The organism is Streptomyces sp. M41 (genome assembly GCF_043673425.1).
Lineage (GTDB): Bacteria > Actinomycetota > Actinomycetes > Streptomycetales > Streptomycetaceae > Streptomyces.
Window position 1 is genome coordinate 19,120 of sequence record NZ_JBIMKE010000041.1, and the last position, 14,807, is coordinate 33,926.

Genomic DNA, 14,807 nt, shown 5'->3' on the forward strand with positions numbered 1-14,807 from the left:
CGGATCCATAGGTTCCGCCAAACCGCAGACAGACCGAGCTGACAGACCGAGCTGACAAACCGAGCTGTCAGACCGAGCCGACAGACGACGAAGACGACAGAGGAAACGGAGAGCACGCGTGACGCGCAGCGTGTACGTGACCGGCATCGACCGCGGCGACGGCCGCCAGATCGTCGAACTGGGGGTCATGGAGCTGCTGACCCGGCAGGTGGACCGGGTGGGGGTGTTCCGGCCGCTGGTGCACCACTCCCCCGACCGCCTGTTCGAGCTGCTGCGCGCCCGCTACCGCCTGTCCCAGGATCCGGCCACCGTCTACGGCATGGACTACCACGAGGCGTCCGCCCTCCAGGCCGAGCGCGGGACCGACGAGCTGGTGTCCACCCTCGTCGACCGGTTCCTGGTCGTCGCCCGCGACTACGACGTCGTGCTCGTCCTCGGCACGGACTACGCCGACACCCAGCTCCCGGACGAACTGTCGCTCAACGCCCGGCTCGCCAACGAGTTCGGCGCCTCCGTGATCCCCGTCGTCGGCGGCCGTAAGCAGACCGCCGAGTCGGTGCTGGCCGAGACGCGCAACGCCTACCGGGCGTACGAGGGTCTGGGCTGCGACGTGCTCGCCATGGTGAGCAACCGGGTCGCGCGGGAGGACCGGGACAAGATCGCCGAGGCGCTGGGGGCACGGCTGCCCGTGCCCTGCTACGTCGTCCCCGACGAGCCCGCCCTGTCCGCGCCGACCGTCGCGCAGATCGCCCAGTCCCTGGACGCCGAGGTCCTGCTGGGCGACGACTCGGGGCTCGCGCGCGACGCGCTCGGCTTCGTCTTCGGCGGCGCGATGCTGCCGAACTTCCTGACCGCGCTGACCCCGGGCTGCCTGGTGGTCACCTCGGGCGACCGCGCCGACCTCGTCGTCGGCTCGCTGGCCGCGCACAGCGCCGGCACCCCGCCGATCGCGGGTCTGCTGCTCACCCTGGACGAGCGCCCCGGCGACGAGATCCTCACCCTCGCCGCCCGCCTCGCCCCGGGCACCCCGGTGCTCTCGGTGCCCGGCTACAGCTTCCCCACCGCCGAGCAACTCTTCGCCCTCGAGGGGAAGTTGAATGCGGCGACCCCGCGCAAGGCGGAGACCGCGCTCGGCCTGTTCGAGCGGTACGTCGACACCGGCGACCTGCTCGAGCGGGTCTCGGCACCGAGCAGCGACCGGGTCACGCCGATGATGTTCGAGCACAAACTCCTGGAGCGGGCCCGTTCGGACATGCGCCGCATCGTGCTGCCCGAGGGCACCGAGCCGCGCGTGCTGCACGCCGCCGAGGTGCTGCTGCGCCGCAACGTCTGCGACCTCACGCTGCTCGGCCCGGCCGACCGGATCCGCAAGCAGGCCGCCGACCTCGGTATCGACCTGGGCGACAGCGAGTTGATCGACCCGGCGACCAGCGAACTGCGCGACTCCTTCGCCGAGAAGTACGCCGGGCTGCGCGCCCACAAGGGGGTCACGGTGGAGCTGGCGTACGACGTCGTCTCCGATGTGAACTACTTCGGCACGCTGATGGTGCAGGAGGGGCTGGCGGACGGCATGGTGTCCGGCTCCGTCCACTCCACCGCCGCGACCATCCGGCCCGGGTTCGAGATCATCAAGACCAAGCAGGACGCCTCCATCGTGTCGTCCGTCTTCTTCATGTGCCTGGCCGACAAGGTCCTCGTCTACGGCGACTGCGCCGTGAACCCCGACCCGGACGCCGTGCAGCTGGCGGACATCGCCATCCAGTCGGCGGCGACCGCCGCGCAGTTCGGGGTGGAGCCGCGGATCGCGATGCTCTCGTACTCGACGGGCACCTCCGGTTCGGGCGCCGACGTCGACAAGGTGCGCGAGGCGACCGAACTGGTGCGGTCGCGGCGGCCCGATCTGAAGATCGAGGGACCGATCCAGTACGACGCCGCCGTGGAGCCGTCCGTCGCCGCGACCAAGCTGCCGGAGTCGGAGGTCGCCGGGCAGGCGACGGTGCTGATCTTCCCGGACCTCAACACCGGCAACAACACCTACAAGGCCGTGCAGCGTTCGGCCGGCGCGATCGCCGTCGGCCCGGTGCTCCAGGGCCTGCGCAAGCCCGTCAACGACCTGTCCCGCGGCGCGCTCGTCCAGGACATCGTCAACACCGTCGCCATCACGGCGATCCAGGCCCAGTCCCCCGCCCCGTCCTCCAGCGAAAAGGCCGGCATCCAGTGAGCCCGACCCGTGTCCTCGTCCTCAACTCCGGCTCCTCGTCGGTGAAGTACCAGCTGCTCGACATGCGCGACAGCAGCCGGCTGGCCGCCGGGCTCGTCGAACGCATCGGCGAGGAGACCTCCCGGCTCAAGCACACGCCGCTCGCGGCGGGGGGCGAGAGCCGGGAGTGGAGCGGTGCCATCGCCGACCACGAGGCCGCCCTGAAGGCGGTGTCGGCGGAGCTCTCCCGGGACGGCCTCGGGCTCGACTCGCCCGAGCTGGCCGCCATCGGCCACCGGGTGGTGCACGGCGGCCGGCACTTCACCGAGCCGACCGTCATCGACGACGCCGTCCTCGCCGAGATCGAGCGGCTGATCCCGGTCGCCCCGCTGCACAACCCTGCCAACCTCACCGGCATCCGCACGGCACAGGCACTGCGCCCGGACCTCCCGCAGGTCGCGGTCTTCGACACCGCGTTCCACACGACGATGCCGGAGTCGGCCGCCCGCTACGCCATCGACGTCGAGACCGCCGACCGGTACCGCATCCGCCGCTACGGCTTCCACGGCACCTCGCACGCCTACGTCTCCCGGGCCACCGCCGAGCTGCTGGGCAAGGCCCCCGAGGACGTGAACGTCATCGTGCTGCACCTCGGCAACGGTGCGTCGGCGTCCGCCGTGCGGGGCGGCAGGTGCGTGGACACCTCCATGGGGCTGACGCCTTTGGAGGGACTCGTGATGGGTACGCGATCGGGTGACACCGATCCCGCCGTCATCTTCCATTTGGCGCGTGTTGGCGAAATGTCCATCGCGGAAATCGACACTCTTCTCAACAAGAAGAGCGGATTGATCGGCCTGTGCGGCGACAACGACATGCGGGAGATCCGCCGGCGGATCGACGAAGGTGACGAGCGGGCCCAATTGGCCTTCGACATCTACATTCACCGACTGAAGAAGTACATCGGCGCCTATTACGCGGTGCTCGGCCGGGTGGACGCGATCGCCTTCACGGCCGGCGTCGGCGAGAACGCGGCACCGGTGAGGGAGGCCGCCGTCGCGGGCCTGGAGCAGCTGGGCCTCGCGCTGGACCCCGAGCTGAACGCCGTACGCGGTGACGGGCCGCGGCTCATCTCGGCGGCGGGCACGCGGGTCGCGGTCGCCGTGGTGCCGACGGACGAGGAACTGGAGATCGCGACACAGACCTACGCGCTGGTCGGGAAGGCCGGCAACTGAAGGAAACGGCCGAGTAACACGGCTGAGCAAAGCAGAGCTCATTTGTACTTTCCACCAGACGGAATATTCCGCGGCGAAACAAACCGATAGGATCGTCCCATGCGCCGTTCGAAAATCGTTTGTACTCTCGGCCCCGCGGTCGACTCCCATGAACAGCTGGTCTCGCTGATCGAGGCCGGCATGAATGTGGCCCGCTTCAACTTCAGCCACGGCACGCACGAGGACCACCAGGGGCGCTACGAGCGCCTGCGGGCCGCCGCCCAGGAGACCGGGCGGGCCATCGGTGTGCTCGCCGACCTCCAGGGGCCGAAGATCCGTCTGGAGACCTTCGCCGAGGGCCCGGTCGAGCTGGAGCGCGGTGACGAGTTCGTCATCACGACCGAGGACGTCCCGGGCGACAAGGCCATCTGCGGAACCACGTACAAGGGCCTGCCCGGGGACGTGGCCAAGGGCGACCAGATCCTCATCAACGACGGCAACGTCGAGCTGAAGGTCGTGGACGTCGAGGGCCCGCGGGTGAAGACGATCGTCATCGAGGGCGGCGTCGTCTCCGACCACAAGGGCATCAACCTGCCCGGCGCGGCGGTGAACGTGCCGGCGCTGTCGGAGAAGGACGTCGAGGACCTGCGGTTCGCGCTGCGCATGGGCTGCGACCTGGTCGCCCTGTCGTTCGTGCGCGACGCCGACGACGTGCAGGACGTGCACAAGGTCATGGACGAGGTCGGCCGCCGTGTCCCGGTCATCGCCAAGGTGGAGAAGCCGCAGGCGGTCGCCAACATGGAGGACGTCGTGATGGCGTTCGACGGTGTGATGGTGGCCCGCGGCGACCTCGCCGTCGAGTACCCGCTCGAGAAGGTCCCGATGGTGCAGAAGCGGCTCATCGAGCTGTGCCGCCGCAACGCCAAGCCGGTGATCGTGGCGACCCAGATGATGGAGTCGATGATCACCAACTCCCGTCCGACCCGCGCCGAGGCCTCCGACGTGGCCAACGCGATCCTGGACGGCGCCGACGCGGTCATGCTGTCGGCCGAGTCGAGCGTGGGTGCGTACCCGGTCGAGACCGTCAGGACGATGTCGAAGATCGTGAGCGCGGCCGAGCAGGAGCTGCTGAGCAAGGGCCTGCAGCCGCTGGTCCCCGGCAAGAAGCCGCGCACCCAGGGTGGTTCGGTCGCCCGTGCCGCCTGCGAGATCGCCGACTTCCTCGGCGGCAAGGGCCTGGTGGCCTTCACCCAGTCCGGTGACACCGCCCGCCGTCTGAGCCGCTATCGCGCCGCCCAGCAGATCATCGCGTTCACCACGGACGAGTCCACCCGCAACCAGATGACGCTCAGCTGGGGCGTGGAGCCGCACGTGGTGCCGTTCGTCAACAGCACCGACGAGATGGTCGACCTGGTGGACCAGGAGATCGTCAAGCTCGGTCTGTTCAACGAGGGCGACATCGTGGTGATCACCGCCGGTTCGCCGCCCGGTGTCCCCGGCACCACCAACATGGTCCGCGTCCACCACCTCGGCAGCCGCGCGTAGGACCCCTCACGGGCCGCCGGTGGCCGGTCCGGTACGGCGCTGAGGGCGCCCCCTGCGACCAGGGGGCGCCCTCAGCGTTGTGCGGCTCCCGAACGGGCTTGTGCGCAGCTTCAGTCGGTGGTGAACACGTGCATGCCGGGGACGTGCAGCGTGCCGCCGAACTGAGCGGCCTGGGTGACCTTCACGTTGGTGAAGTAGATCAGCGGGATGTTCAGCGGCGGCGGGTGCTCCGGGTCGAACGTCACCGGGATCAGCCCGAGCAGATTGCCGGAGATGCTCTCGGTGTACATCACCGTGTCGCCGCCCCGGATGGTGGACGTCGAGCCCTTGGCCGCCTGCACGTGGTAGGTCTTGCCGGACTGCTTGTCCTTCACCAGCTGGTGCAGGTCACCGATGTCGGTGCCGTTCGATATGACGTACTTCAGCACCTTCTTCTTGGTGCCGTTCGCCGTCTTCACCTCGACGATGCCCTGGTAGTCGGCGCCCTTCAGCAGCAGCGAGCTGGCCTGGAGGAACCAGGGGTCGTCCGCCACCGGCACCTTGTTGTCGACACCGCTCTCATCGTCGGTGGCGGCGGGACAGTCCGCGGCGTCGGTGGAGGCGCTCGGGGACGGGGTGGGCGTGGCGGTGGCCTCGTCGGCAGCCTCTCCGGCCGCCTCCGCGGTGTCCTCGGCCGCCTCGGACGCCTTGCCCGCGGCGTCCTCGACGGTGTCCTTCGCCGTCTCGGTGACCTTCTCGGCGGTCTCCTCGACAGGGTCGGAGGCGTTGCCGCCGGAGGAGTCCGAGGAGCCGGCCGAACCGGACGCGTCGGAGGAGCCGGAGGACGCCTCCTCGCTCGCGGAGGGCGACGGCGTCGGGCTCGCGCTCTCCTCGTCCTTGGAGCCGCCGGTGAAGATGCCGGTGATGGCGTCGCCGATGTTCTCCAGCAGGTTGCCGTCGCTCTCGGACGGCGAGGGGCTCGGCGTGGCGCTGTCGCCGGACCCGGCGTCGCCTTCCTTGCTCGGGGAGGGCTCGGGCGTGGGCTCGGCCGCGTCGTCGGAACCTGAATCCGACGACGAGGAGCCGCTCCCGGAACCCGCGGAACCCGAACCGTCCGAGGAGTCCGAGGAGCCGGACCCGGCACCGGAATCCGCGGCGCCCGAGGAGTCCGAGGAGCCCCCGGCGGTGGCCGACGGCTTCGGCTCCGGCTCGTCGTCCTGGCCGGCCGAGTCACCGGCGCTCGAGGAGGGCGACGGGGAGGCCGAGGCGTCCTCGGCCTCCTCCAGGGCCGCCACGCATTCCTTGTACTCGTCCGCGAACTCGTCGTACTCGTTGGCCTTCAGGCTGTTGGACGTCAGCTTCGACGCGTCGTTGCTGTCGGCCTGCGCGAGCGTCGACGTGAAGCCCACTCCCATGAGGACGGCGGTGGGCATCGCCAGGGCTATCGCCTTGCCGGCCGGCATGTGGAACCTGGTGAACAGCGGCTTCTTGGGTGCCGCGTGTCGCGGCCCGGTTCTCACACGGGACGCATCCACGTCAGCCCCGTGGGTCACCTCGTCAGCCGGCACTGTGCCTCCCGTTCGCCCCGTTCGCCGGGCTCGTTCCTGACAGATCGTTCGACTTGCCCAACTCGGCCGTGTCCTGGACGGGACTGAGGATCGTGGTGTCGGGGTCCAGGCCACCGGGAGCGTCACCCGTCGCTGTCGTGTCCTGCTGCGCCGGCTCCGACTCGGGCGGCGCGCCCGGGGCCCACGCCACGGCCATCGCCCCGCCGAGGAGGGCGAAGAGGAAGCCGATGAGGAAGCCACCGAGGTTGGACAGCGGGATGGACACCAGCCCCAGCAGGATCGCTGCGATCCCGGCGAAGGTGCGTACGTGCTTCTGGAACCAGAGCGTGAAGCCCAGGACGACGAGCAGCACACCGATGATCAGAGAGCTGGAGCCCCCCGCGGTCTGCATCGCCAGCGTCAGGTGACCGATCTGGAGGTTCGCGTACGGGAAGTAGGCAATGGGGAGTCCGCCGAGCATGACGAACAGACCGGCCCAGAACGGCCTCGTACCCCGCCAGGCGCGGAACTGCAGCCTCCGGCGGGTGAACTGGCCGGGTACGGCAGGAGTCTCGGCGCTCATGGAAAACAGCTCCCTGGTACGGCGTTGCTGTGGTGGTGGTGCGGTGGTGAGTCGGTGACGTGTCACCGCTGTGAAGAAAGCGGGCGGAGAGTGGACGGGCGGGGGCGCCAACGGCTCCCCCGCCCGTCACGGAGTGCTTAGTAGCACTCCTTGACACCCGTCGACAGCGACATCTTCAGACCGCTGAGCTTGAAGGTTCCGGCGGTGGTCGCCCACGCCGTCTGCTTCACGCCGACCAGCGTGGCCTTGTCGGCCTGCTGGGCGAAGCCGAAGGGGTTGGCCTGCTCGCCGCCGCCCTTCATGCCCGGACCCTTGGTGGCGTCCTTGGCCGCCACACCGATGTCGATGTTCTCGAACGTCGCGTCCGCGTTCAGGTCGGCGACGTCGATGTACAGGTTCTTGGCCTCGACCGGTGTGTCGCCGCCGCCCGCCCGCAGGATCAGGCTGACGTTCCCGAGGATCGGGACGTCGGGGGTGACCACGGACTGGCACAGGTTGTTGATGGTCGCGTTCTTGAACGCCGACACGGCGACGGGGTGAACCGTCTTCTTGCCGGTGAGCGTGTAGCCCTCGTCAAGAGCGCCGTACTGCGAGAAACCCGTACCGACGAGCTTGTCGGTCGTGACCTTGAACGACTGGCCGGAGACACTGAACGACGCGGCGAGAGCGCCCTGCGCGAGGGCGACACCTATCGCAGCCGTGGCGGCGACGCTGGGCACCATGACCACAGCGAACCGCTTCCATCTGGTCCCGCCACGCACCTGGGACTCCATATTTCCTCCTTCTCGGACGTACATCTCCTGGCCCTGGCTGTCACTGTCCGCTCGACGGCTCAGCCGGGCAGGGATGGGAGAAGTGCTACGTCCTCGGGAAGGAGAGCGCCCGCGCTCGGCGGCGCGAACCGCGCCCGAATCACCGGCGATCACCCCCGAGCGACAACCACTGGTCGCGCCTGACACGCATCACGCACAACCTTGCTGGACAGGCTTCGCCGGGTGGGCGAAGACCCCCCTGTCCAAGAGCCGGCGCCACTGCCGCCGACTCTGCCCGGTGGGGACCCAGGAACTCCCGTGACCCGGCTGGCTGTCGGGGTGCGGAATCGGACCGAGCGTGGCCGATCGTGGTGCATTCTCGCCGCCCGCACAAGGGGCTTCGTTACTCGGTAGTAACGGCCGGATAACCGAACAACGACCCGAAGGTCTCGGGCCACGACGCAGGGTTGCGTCAGGCGACCGGAAAAATCCGGGTTTCGCCGGACAGAATCCGGCAGATCGACGCCCCCGACTTACCCGCAGTAACTACGGCCGCGATTACCAAGATTTGGTAAAGCGCGGCCGCAGTGACGCTCCGTCGACAATCTTTTCACTCGCGCAACATGCGCGAATGCGTTTAGTGACTGGTCAGAACAGGGCGCGCGCCAGGGCACGCCGGGCCGCCGCCACCCGCGGATCCTCGGCGCCTACGACCTCGAACAGCTCCAGCAGCCGCAGTCGTACGGTGTCCCGGTCGTCACCCACGGTGCGCTGCACGGTCTCGATGAGCCGCCCGAAGGCGTCCTCCACATGGCCGCCCACCAGATCCAGGTCGGCGGCGGCGATCTGCGCGGTCACATCGGCGGGCTTGTCGGCGGCATCCTTGCGCACCTGTTGGGGGTCGACCCCCTGCACCCGCTGGAGCAACTCGGCCTGCGCGAGACCGAGTTTGGCCTCCATGTTGGCCGGGTCGTCGCTCAGTACGTTCTTGTACGCCGTGACCGCGCCGCCCAAGTCGCCCGCGTCCAGGGCCTGTACGGCGGCTTCGAGCAGCGCGTCGTGCGGGCCGGCCGGCGCTGCGGCGGCGGGCTGGGCCTCGCCCTGCGCGGCGTCCGGGTCGACGGTGAGACCGGTGAGGCCGAAGCGCTGTTCGGCGACGGTGACGAGCTGGTCGAGCGTCTGGCGGATCTGTGCCTCGCTCGCCGCCCCCTGGAAGAGGGGCAGCGCCTGGCCGGCGACGACGGCGAACACGGCGGGGATGCCCTGCACGCCGAACTGCTGCATCAGCATCTGGTTGGCGTCGACGTCGATCTTGGCGAGGACGAACCGGCCGTTGTATTCGACGGCGAGGCGTTCCAGTAGCGGGCTCAGCTGCTTGCAGGGCTCGCACCACTCGGCCCAGAAGTCGATGACGACAGGCACCTCGGCGGACCGCTGAAGGACGTCCCGCTCGAAACCCGCCTCATCGACGTCACTGACGAGGTCCGCGGGCGACACCGCCCCTCCCCCGCCCTGCCGGGCGGCTTCGGCACGCGCCTGCTCCGCCTTCGCCTTGGCCTCCTGGGCCGCCTTCACCGCGGCGAGGTCGACGACTCCGCTCATGGACATGTTCCGTGGCTGCATGCGTCTATCCTCCCCCGATCGGTGCGCACCGTGAAAAGCGCTGCGAAATCCGGGCCGGCCCGGGTGTGTGTTCGGCACCGGGTCCCCACCCCGCGCCAGTGGTCATCGCTTTCGCTACGAGTCGTAGCGTAATGGCAGGCGGACCCCTCGGAACACCACGCTTCCGTGATCTGCCTCACTGCCACAATTCAACCAATGGGTAGGGTTCGGCCTCATGGCCACCACATCCACCTCCCGCACCGGCCGCCCCCGCAGCACCGCCGCCGACGCGGCGATCCTGGAGGCGACCCGGGCGGCACTGGTGGAGCTGGGCTGGTCGAAGCTGACGCTCGGCGACGTGGCGGCGCGGGCCGGGGTGGCCAAGACGACGCTGTACCGGCGCTGGGCCGGGAAGAACGAGCTCGTGGTCGACGCGGTCGCGGCTCTCTTCGACGAGCTCGACCTGCCGGACCGGGGCAGCCTCGCGGCCGACGTCGAGGGCGTGGTGCTCCAGTTCGCCGCGCTGCTGCAACGCCCCGAGACCAAGACGGCGCTCATGGCGCTGATCGCCGAATCCACGACGGACGACGGTCTGCGCACACGCGTGCGCGCCTCGATCGTCGACCGGCAGAAGCGCCTCGTGCTTGAGGGCCGCGCCCGTGCCCAGGGCCGCGGCGAGCTGCCGGCGGAGTCCGACCCCGAGGCCGCGGCCCGCACCGCGGACCTCATCTTCGACGTCATCGCGGGCGCGGTCGTGCACCGCGCCCTGGTGAGCGCCGAACCCGTCGACCGGGACTGGGCGCAGCGCTTCGCCGCCCTCCTGCTGAACGGCCTGGCGGCAGCCGCGACCCCCTGAAGCCCCGCCGGCCCGGGCGCGGCGGCCTGGTCAGGTCTTGCCCGACCCTGCCTTGCCGCCACCCGGGCCGTGGGTGAGCTCAGAAGCCGGCCGGCTCCGTGTACACCCCCCACTCGTCGCGCAGTACGCCGCAGATCTCGCCCAGCGTGGCCTCGGCACGCACCGCGTCCAGCATCGGCTCGATCATGTTGGCGCCGTCACGTGCGGCGGCGAGCATCGCGTCGAGGGCGGCCCGCACGGCACGGTCGTCACGCGCGGTCTTACGGGCGTCCAGCACCCGCACCTGCTCGCGCTCGACCTCGTGGCTCACCCGCAGGATCTCCAGGTCGCCGGTGACCGAACCGGTGTGGGCGTTGACGCCGACGACCCTCTTGTCGCCCTTCTCCAGCGACTGCTGGTAGCGGAAGGCCGACTCGGCGATCTCCCCGGTGAACCAGCCGTCCTCGATGCCGCGCAGGATGCCGGAGGTGATCGGCCCGATCGGGTGCTGCCCGTCCGGGTGTGCCCTGAGGCCCCGCTCCTTTATCTGCTCGAAGATCTTCTCGGCGTCGGCCTCGATCCGGTCGGTCAGCTGCTCGACGTACCAGGCACCGCCCAGCGGGTCGGCGACATTGGCGACGCCGGTCTCCTCCATGAGGACCTGCTGGGTGCGCAGCGCGATCTCGGCGGCCTGCTCGGAGGGCAGCGCGAGGGTCTCGTCCAGGGCGTTGGTGTGCAGCGAGTTCGTCCCGCCGAGCACGGCGGCCAGCGCCTCCACGGCCGTACGCACCACGTTGTTGTACGGCTGCTGGGCGGTCAGGGAGACACCGGCGGTCTGGGTGTGGAAGCGCAGCCACTGCGCCTTCTCGCTCTTCGCCCCGTACACGTCGCGCATCCAGCGAGCCCAGATGCGGCGGGCAGCGCGGAACTTGGCGATCTCCTCGAAGAAATCGACGTGCGCGTCGAAGAAGAAGGACAGACCGGGGGCGAAGACGTCCACGTCCAGTCCGCGCGACAGGCCCAGCTCGACGTACCCGAACCCGTCGGCCAGGGTGTACGCCAGCTCCTGCGCGGCCGTCGCGCCGGCCTCGCGGATGTGGTAGCCGGAGACGGACAGCGGCTTGTAGGCGGGGATGCCGGCCGCGCAGTACTCCATGAGGTCGCCGATGAGGCGCAGGTGCGGCTCGGGCTGGAAGAGCCACTCCTTCTGGGCGATGTACTCCTTGAAGATGTCGGTCTGGAGCGTGCCGTTGAGGACGCCCGGGTCGACGCCCTGGCGCTCCGCCGCCACCAGGTACATGCAGAAGACGGGGACGGCCGGACCGCTGATGGTCATGGACGTCGTCACATCACCCAGCGGGATGTCCTTGAACAGGACCTCCATGTCGACGGCGGAGTCGATGGCGACCCCGCAGTGTCCGACCTCGCCCAGCGAGCGCGGGTCGTCGGAGTCGCGGCCCATGAGCGTCGGCATGTCGAAGGCGACCGACAGACCGCCTCCGCCGTTGCTCAGGATCATCTTGTAGCGCTCGTTGGTCTGCTCGGCGTTGCCGAACCCGGCGAACTGCCGGATGGTCCAGGTCCGCCCCCGGTAGCCGGTGGGGTACAGCCCGCGGGTGTAGGGATACTCGCCGGGCCACCCGATCCGCTCGAAGCCCTCGTAGGCGTCTCCCGGCCGGGGCCCGTACACCGGCTCCACGGGGTCCCCGGAGAGCGTCGTGAAGTCCGCGTTGCGCTTGCGTGCGGAGTCGTACCGGGCCTGCCAGCGGCGGCGGCCCTCCTCGATGGCGTCAGCGTCCATACCTTCGAATTTACTAGGACGTCCTAGTAAATGTCGATGGGAGAACCGCCGCACTCATGCGTACGGCGGTTTTCTCAGGCCTTGGCGACGGCCGGGGCGGGCTCGCCGATCAGGGGCTCGACCGAGCGCGAGACCTTGCGCTCGACGAAGAAGGCGGCGAAGGGGATCGTCCCGGAGAGCAGCACCCACAGCAGCCTGCCGAACGACCACTTGGCCTTGGAGCCGAGGTCGAAGGCGAAGATCAGGTAGATGATGTAGAGGAAGCCGTGCACCTGGGAGACGGCGAAGGTGACGTCCTCGCCCTTGTCGAAGCCGTACTTGAACACCATGCAGGTACACAGCACGAGCAGCATGACGGCGGTGACATAGGCCATCACCCGGTAGCGGGTCAGGACGCTCTTCTTCATGCGTACGAGCGTAACCACCCGTTCCGGGAGATCTTGCTCCGGGCCCTGGGTCGGGCCTTGTGGCGGGTCAGCTCTCGTCGAAGTCGTGCGCCGCGACCCTGAGCGGCCGCAGCATCGCGAAGATCTCCGCGCACTCCTCGGCGTCGTAGACCCCGAGCCCGAAGTCCATCGCCATCAGGTCACGGGTGGCCGCCTCGACGACCTCGCGGCCCTTGTCGGTGATGGAGGCGAGCGTGCCGCGGCCGTCGTTGGGGTTGGGGCGCTTGGCCACCAGGCCGGATCTGACCAGCCGGTCGACCGTGTTGGTCACCGACGTGGGATGCACCATGAGCCGCTCGCCGATCTTGGACATCGGCAGCTCGCCGGCCTTGGAGAAGTTGAGCAGCACCAGGGCCTCGTACCGCGCGAACGTCAGCTCGTACGGCTTGACCACCGCGTCGACCTCGGCGAGCAGGATCTGCTGGGCGCGCATGATCGAGGTGATCGCGGCCATGGACGGCACATTGCCCCAGCGCTGCTTCCAGAGTTCGTCGGCGCGGGCGATGGGATCGAAGGGAAGGCTGAGCGGCTTCGGCACGGGACTGACCTTACCGGCCGGTCATATGGTGGTCAGCCCCGTCTCGCCCTTCGGTCGGACCGCTTACCCGGGCACCGTCTCGCGGACCTCGAAGACCCCGGTCCACCGGTCGTCGTGCAGGCAGGCGTTCATCGGCTCCACCAGCACCGAGTGATCGGGATCCGCCCGCCACCTGTTGATGGCGTCGAGGCTCTCCCACTCGCTGGTGAGCAGCCAGCGAGTGGGATCGTCCAGCGAACGGCACAGCTGTTCGCCGAGGTGCCCGGGGAATCGCCGGGCACGTTCGAGGACACCCTGGTAGGACTCCACGAAGGCCGTCTCCTTGCCGTCGCGCACATGGAGCAGCCGAAGGACGCGTACGCGTTCCATGGTGCTCCCGTCAGGACGGGTCGAGGACGACGGGGAGTTCCGCGAGGCCGCGGAAGGCGGGGAACGGCACGGTCATCCAGCGTGCCTCCTCGGGCGCCATGTCCAGGGCCACGTCGGGGAAGCGCCTGAACAGCGAGCTGAGGGCGGTGTGCATCTCCAGCCGGGCCAGGGGCGCGCCGACGCAGTAGTGCGGGCCGTAGCCGAAGGCGAGGTGCGTGGCCTGGACGTTCGGCCGTTCGACGTCCAGCTCGTCGGGCGCTTCGAACATCTCCGGGTCGCGGTTGGCCCCGGTGATGGAGATCTGCACCAGCGCACCCTTGGGGATGAGCTGGTCGCGCAGCACGATGTCTTCCTTCGCCCAGCGGAAGGTGGCGTTCTCCACGGAGGTCTCGAAGCGGAGCATCTCCTCGATCGCCGAGGTCAGGGAGGTCGCGTCGCGCAGGGCCAGCGCCTTCTGGTCGGGGCGGCTGAGCAGGTGGTAGACGGCGTTGCCGATCTGGTACGCCGTCGACTTGTGGCCCGCGAACAGCAGGACCCACGCCGTCGACACCAGTTCGTGGTCGGTGAGGGAGCCTTCCTGGTCCTTGGCCTGGACGAGCGCGCTGAGCAGGCCGCCGTCCGGCTCCCGCCGCTTTCGCGCGCACAGGTCGACCAGATACTCGCGCAGGTTTCCCTCCGCGATTTCCAGGGCCTTTCTCGCCTCCGGTCCGAAACCGGTCTGGGCGACGGTGGCGGACCATTCCTGGGCCTGCTTGCGCTCGTTTTCCGGGACGCCCAGGAGTTCACAGATGACATGCATCGGGAGCGGGAAGCAGAACTCCGGGAGCAGGTTCACAGGCCCCGAAGTCGGGCACTGGTCCAGAAGGTCGTCGGTGATCTCCTGGACGCGGGTCCGCAGCGATTCCACCCTTTTCGGTGTGAAGGTGCTTCCGACGATCCTGCGGAGCCTGGTGTGCTTCGGCGGATCCGAGAACAGCATGTTGTCGTCCAGCGCGATCGACGAGTCACCGAAAATACGGTGGTAGGCGTCGATGGCCCCGTACATGTCCTTGCTGAGGCGAGGGTCGGCCAGCGCGGCGCGCCCGTCGTCGTACCGCGTGATCAGGTACGTCTCCACGCCATGGGGCGGCGACAGCGGACATACCGGCGCCGCCTCCCGGAGCGTGGCGTACACCGGGTGCGGGTTGGCGCGGAACTCCCGGCTGCACGACGAAGCCGCGGCCGCGGCCTCCTCGGGCGACAGTGCCTCGGATTCCTCGGATGCGAACGCTTGCGTCATGGCTGTCCCGGGGTAGGTGTGGATTCCGGCGGTCGGATTCCGTCGGTGCTGCCACGGTTTCCCGGTCGGCACCGCGCCGCAAACGGCACTGCGCCATACGGGTCGGGTCGCCGCTCGACG

Annotated in this window: 13 protein-coding genes; 4 read left to right on the plus strand and 9 right to left on the minus strand. The window is 69.3% G+C overall.

Annotation, left to right across the window (positions count from 1 at the left end):
* The first annotated feature begins 118 nt into the window (after positions 1-118).
* From pta to pyk, 3 genes are all read left to right on the plus strand, one after another.
* Positions 119-2,221, plus strand: coding sequence for a phosphate acetyltransferase (gene pta / locus ACHBTE_RS32940; protein WP_394728886.1), 2,103 nt, complete (start codon positions 119-121; stop codon positions 2,219-2,221).
* Positions 2,218-3,432: an acetate kinase gene (locus tag ACHBTE_RS32945; protein WP_394728888.1), complete on the plus strand. Its 1,215-nt coding sequence runs from the start codon at positions 2,218-2,220 to the stop codon at positions 3,430-3,432. Before pta ends, ACHBTE_RS32945 begins: the two co-directional genes overlap by 4 nt.
* Positions 3,433-3,531: 99 nt before the next feature.
* Positions 3,532-4,956: a pyruvate kinase gene (gene pyk / locus ACHBTE_RS32950; RefSeq protein ID WP_394728890.1), complete on the plus strand. Its 1,425-nt coding sequence runs from the start codon at positions 3,532-3,534 to the stop codon at positions 4,954-4,956.
* Positions 4,957-5,066: 110 nt separating this feature from the next.
* On the opposite strand, the gene ACHBTE_RS32955 is transcribed toward pyk, so the two are convergent.
* The 4 genes from ACHBTE_RS32955 to ACHBTE_RS32970 all read right to left on the minus strand — a co-directional run bounded on the left by ACHBTE_RS32955 (position 5,067) and on the right by ACHBTE_RS32970 (position 9,440).
* Positions 5,067-6,503 carry a hypothetical protein gene (locus tag ACHBTE_RS32955; RefSeq protein WP_394728892.1) on the minus strand — a complete coding sequence of 479 codons (1,437 nt, stop codon included), beginning with the start codon at positions 6,501-6,503 and terminating at the stop codon, positions 5,067-5,069.
* The gene (locus ACHBTE_RS32960) at positions 6,493-7,065 is read right to left on the minus strand and encodes a DUF6114 domain-containing protein (protein WP_394728894.1); all 573 of its coding nucleotides are present in this window, start codon (positions 7,063-7,065) and stop codon (positions 6,493-6,495) included. The genes ACHBTE_RS32955 and ACHBTE_RS32960 overlap by 11 nt, the downstream gene beginning before the upstream one ends.
* Positions 7,066-7,202: 137 nt before the next feature.
* Positions 7,203-7,838: a DUF6230 family protein gene (locus tag ACHBTE_RS32965; protein ID WP_394728896.1), complete on the minus strand. Its 636-nt coding sequence runs from the start codon at positions 7,836-7,838 to the stop codon at positions 7,203-7,205.
* 627 nt (positions 7,839-8,465) lie between these two features.
* Positions 8,466-9,440: a tetratricopeptide repeat protein gene (locus ACHBTE_RS32970; RefSeq protein WP_394728898.1), complete on the minus strand. Its 975-nt coding sequence runs from the start codon at positions 9,438-9,440 to the stop codon at positions 8,466-8,468.
* 214 nt (positions 9,441-9,654) lie between these two features.
* On the opposite strand from ACHBTE_RS32970, the gene ACHBTE_RS32975 reads away from it, so the two are divergent.
* A complete protein-coding gene (locus tag ACHBTE_RS32975) occupies positions 9,655-10,275 on the plus strand; it encodes a TetR/AcrR family transcriptional regulator (protein ID WP_394728900.1) in 621 nt (206 codons plus the stop codon).
* Between the two features lie 79 nt (positions 10,276-10,354).
* Here the strand turns inward: ACHBTE_RS32975 and ACHBTE_RS32980 are convergent, their stop codons facing one another.
* The 5 genes from ACHBTE_RS32980 to ACHBTE_RS33000 form a co-directional block, all read right to left on the minus strand.
* Positions 10,355-12,055, minus strand: coding sequence for a methylmalonyl-CoA mutase (locus tag ACHBTE_RS32980; RefSeq protein WP_394728902.1), 1,701 nt, complete (start codon positions 12,053-12,055; stop codon positions 10,355-10,357).
* Between the two features lie 74 nt (positions 12,056-12,129).
* A complete protein-coding gene (locus ACHBTE_RS32985) occupies positions 12,130-12,462 on the minus strand; it encodes a DUF3817 domain-containing protein (protein ID WP_394728904.1) in 333 nt (110 codons plus the stop codon).
* A gap of 67 nt (positions 12,463-12,529) precedes the next feature.
* Positions 12,530-13,039, minus strand: coding sequence for a MarR family winged helix-turn-helix transcriptional regulator (locus ACHBTE_RS32990; RefSeq protein ID WP_394728906.1), 510 nt, complete (start codon positions 13,037-13,039; stop codon positions 12,530-12,532).
* Positions 13,040-13,102: 63 nt separating this feature from the next.
* A complete protein-coding gene (locus ACHBTE_RS32995; RefSeq protein WP_394728908.1) occupies positions 13,103-13,408 on the minus strand; it encodes an antibiotic biosynthesis monooxygenase family protein in 306 nt (101 codons plus the stop codon).
* A gap of 10 nt (positions 13,409-13,418) precedes the next feature.
* The gene (locus tag ACHBTE_RS33000) at positions 13,419-14,687 is read right to left on the minus strand and encodes a cytochrome P450 (protein ID WP_394728910.1); all 1,269 of its coding nucleotides are present in this window, start codon (positions 14,685-14,687) and stop codon (positions 13,419-13,421) included.
* Positions 14,688-14,807: the final 120 nt, after the last annotated feature.